The 3,333-nt window shown below is 40.5% G+C and carries 3 protein-coding genes; all 3 read right to left on the minus strand.

Annotated elements, in window-relative coordinates; genetic code table 11:
• Positions 1-640 (minus strand): hypothetical protein (locus tag A9G25_RS06310; protein WP_141675026.1); only part of this gene is annotated, 640 nt, incomplete at its 3' end.
• A 311-nt stretch (positions 641-951) separates the two neighbouring features.
• Entirely contained in the window at positions 952-1,302 is a 351-nt protein-coding gene (locus A9G25_RS06315) for a DUF596 domain-containing protein (RefSeq protein WP_065626232.1), read from the minus strand.
• A 9-nt stretch (positions 1,303-1,311) separates the two neighbouring features.
• A partial coding sequence (locus A9G25_RS06320) for a VENN motif pre-toxin domain-containing protein (RefSeq protein ID WP_176701084.1) occupies positions 1,312-3,333 on the minus strand: 2,022 nt, incomplete at its 5' end.

Here is a 3,333-nt window from a genome sequence, read left to right on the forward strand (position 1 = left end):
CTGCGGCTGCCCCTGTCATGTCGCCACTGATTAAGCCGTTGATGATACTAACCGCCATGTCAATGCCTTGACGGGTGTCACTGCCCATCGCTGACATGCCTTGGTTCATCGATTCTTTGTAGGCGTCTTCGTAGATTTTTTGTTGCTGCTTGTCGGTTAACACGATGCCTTTGTCTGCGGCTTTTTCTTGTTCTTTTTCTACCGCTTCTTTTGCCTTGGATTCGGCTTTTATCCGGTCAATATGATTAAGCATCGTTAACGTTTCACCACCAATTTCACTTACTAACTGCGTTTGGTCGATGATGTCTTGCTCTTTTTGTTTGTTAAAAATGTGTTTGAGCTCGTTATTCGCCTGCTCAGTATCATGACTTAATTCGTTGATATCTTGTTTTTGGTCATCCTTATTGCGGATAATTATCGTCCCTTCCGATACCGCTGAATGCGTCGTCGAATGCTCGCTTTCGTTTTTATTGCGACTGGTTGGCATTGATGGCATGCCGCTAGAGCTTACCCCTGCACTGCTGCTACTGACTTGGTAGTCCGCTTTGTTTTCGATATCACTAAAGCTGATTGTGCCTGTGTCAAGGCGGTTTTGGCTCTTGTCTTTCGCTTCTGAGGTTATCACCGCCACGGCTAGCATAAAAAACACCAAGAAAAAATTAAATAAAATCAATAACTTTCCTGGCTAATTTTTTGTAAGTAAAAATAGTAACTTAATGTATTTTTTATGTTTTAGATAGAAGGAGATATGACACAATGAGTAATACAACAGGTAGCCATTATTTAATACAATGGTGCATAAAAATAATAATGGCTAAAGTGCATACTAAACAAAAATTGGCAATTAAAAAATGAATTATAGAAGTTAGTGACAGTATTAACTGCCACTTTTCAATAACGAATACTCTAATATAGGCTAGGATTGTCAAGTTAAGTTTAAGCTACTACAAATTAAGAAAACTCTATTGTCCCATCTTCTTTTATCCAAGCTGGCTCAGCAGGACAATTATCATAGTAAAACCAAAGTCCATCCTCCATATCTGCCTCACTATTAGGGAATTTTATATAAAGCTTTTGCAATTGTTCATCAATCGATCCTTCTAAAAGCTTCCCTTTCTTATGCAATTTTAAATAACCATCTTTTAACAATTTGCTTAAAACTTCAAAAAAAATTTTCTTATTTTCTTCATATGAATAGTTACTGATTTCATCAGAAATAGGAGAACATTGTCCCCATAATAAATAGAAAGAACCAAATTCTGAATAAGCCTTTATATGATTATACTCTTGTGATGTTAACATATTTTCATTTTACCTAAATTTTAATTCTATATTCCTAAGACCATTTTCAAGCCTCATCATTTGAGGATTTCCTTTTATATCAACAGTCCAACGTGCTCCTGTGTTAGAGTGAGATACATTTCTTAATGTAATATTAGTGCCATCTTGCAACCGAACAGTATAAATACCATCAGCTCTTTTTGTTAATGGTTGACCAGCTAATTCTTCTACATAATTATGTATTTGTTTATCGGTCAAGTTTTGGCTATCATAAATTCTAGTTGTATAACGATTACCGCCATTTTGCCTAATTAATTGCCCATCAATTTTTAAATCTGTGGTAGGGTTATTTTTATCATAGATATCCCTTAATTCATCAAATCTTTCTTGCTGTTTCTGATTTTGGTATTTTTGGTTATCTTGCTTGTGCCTATTATCATCGTCATCAGGCGGTAATCCCGGAGCACCGCCTGCTGCAACACTTCCTGAACCAGGTACTGCATTATTGTTATTATCGTTGTTATCGGATAATTCATTATAAATTTTATCACCAAAAGTTTGGTTACCAAACATGATTGAGGCTAGTCCTTTTTTAGCCACTATTTGCGCATCTAACCAAGCTATCTGTTCTGGAGTTAATTCTTTAATTTGATTGATATCTCGTGTTCGCCCAACTTCCATCGCTTCTAGTATTTGCTCATTAGTTAAACCAAAATTTACACCTAATTGCATTAACCCATTCCGACAAGCAGGCATTTTCATACATGCTTCATAACCTTTTTCTAATCCTTTAATAGCTCCTCTAGCCAAACCATTATTCTCAACCGCATTTTTCCCCGCAGCAACGCCAGTATTCACATCTTGAATATCACCACCGGCAGCAGCAATCGCAAGACCTGTCGCAAGTTGTGATAGGGCACTGACTTTTTGCCTTTCTTCTTGGCTTAGGTCTTTGATGTCTTTATCAGGGTAAAGTATGCCTGCAATCACTTCAGCACCCCGTTCACTAGCTGCAGCACCTAAGCCACCCACAAGCCCTGAGTTGCCTTGCAGCTCGGCTACCACCGCACCGAGTATGGCATGGCTGACGGTGTTGGCAACGGTGTTTCCTTCGGTCTGTTGTTTGATAATAGTCGCAATTTTTGGTGCAAGTGCCCCTGCGGCGGCCCCTGTCATGTCGCCACTGATTAAGCCGTTGATGAGGCTAACCGCCATGTCAATGCCTTGACGGGTGTCACTGCCCATCGCTGACATGCCTTGATTCATCGCCTTTTTGTAGGCGTCTTCGTAGATTTTTTGTTGCTCTTCTTCTGTTAGTCCCTTGTTTTTACCTTTCTCTTTTTCCTTTTCAACCGCTTCTTTTGCCTTGGATTCGGCTCTTATCCGGTCAATATGATTAAGCATCGTTAACGTTTCACCACCAATTTCACTTACTAACTGCGTTTGGTCAATGATGTCTTGCTCTTTTTGTTTGTTAAAGATGTGTTTGAGCTCGTTATTCGCCTGCTCAGTATCTCGGCTTAGTTCGTTGATATCTTGTTTTTGGTCATCCTTATTGCGGATAATTATCGTCCCTTCCGATACCGCTGAATGCGTCGTCGAATGTTCGCTTTCGTTTTTGTTGCGACTGGTTGGCATCGATGGCATGCCGCTAGAGCTTACCCCTGCACTGCTGCTACTGACTTGGTAGTCCGCTTTGTTTTCGATATCACTAAAGCTGATTGTGCCGGTGTCAAGGCGGTTTTGGCTCTTGTCTTTCGCTTCTGATGATATCACCGCCCCTTTTAGGTCGGTGTTGTTGCCGACCGTAATGTCAAAGCCGCCACTGCCGGCAAAAATGCCCGATTGGTCGGTCACACTTTGCCAGTTGCTGTCCATTTTCGTTTTGCTCGCCGAGGCATTAATACTACTTGAGCCTCCATAAGAAAAACTTCCCCCTACCGAGGTTGACGTGCTTTTAGAGTGGAACTCGTCACTGTCTTGTTTCGATTCAATATTAAGGTCATGACCTATATCAGCCACCACCCTATCGCCTTTCACTTGCCCTGCAAC

Origin of the sequence: Gilliamella sp. Bif1-4 (genome assembly GCF_001690535.1) — a bacterium.
Lineage (GTDB): Bacteria > Pseudomonadota > Gammaproteobacteria > Enterobacterales > Orbaceae > Gilliamella > Gilliamella bombi.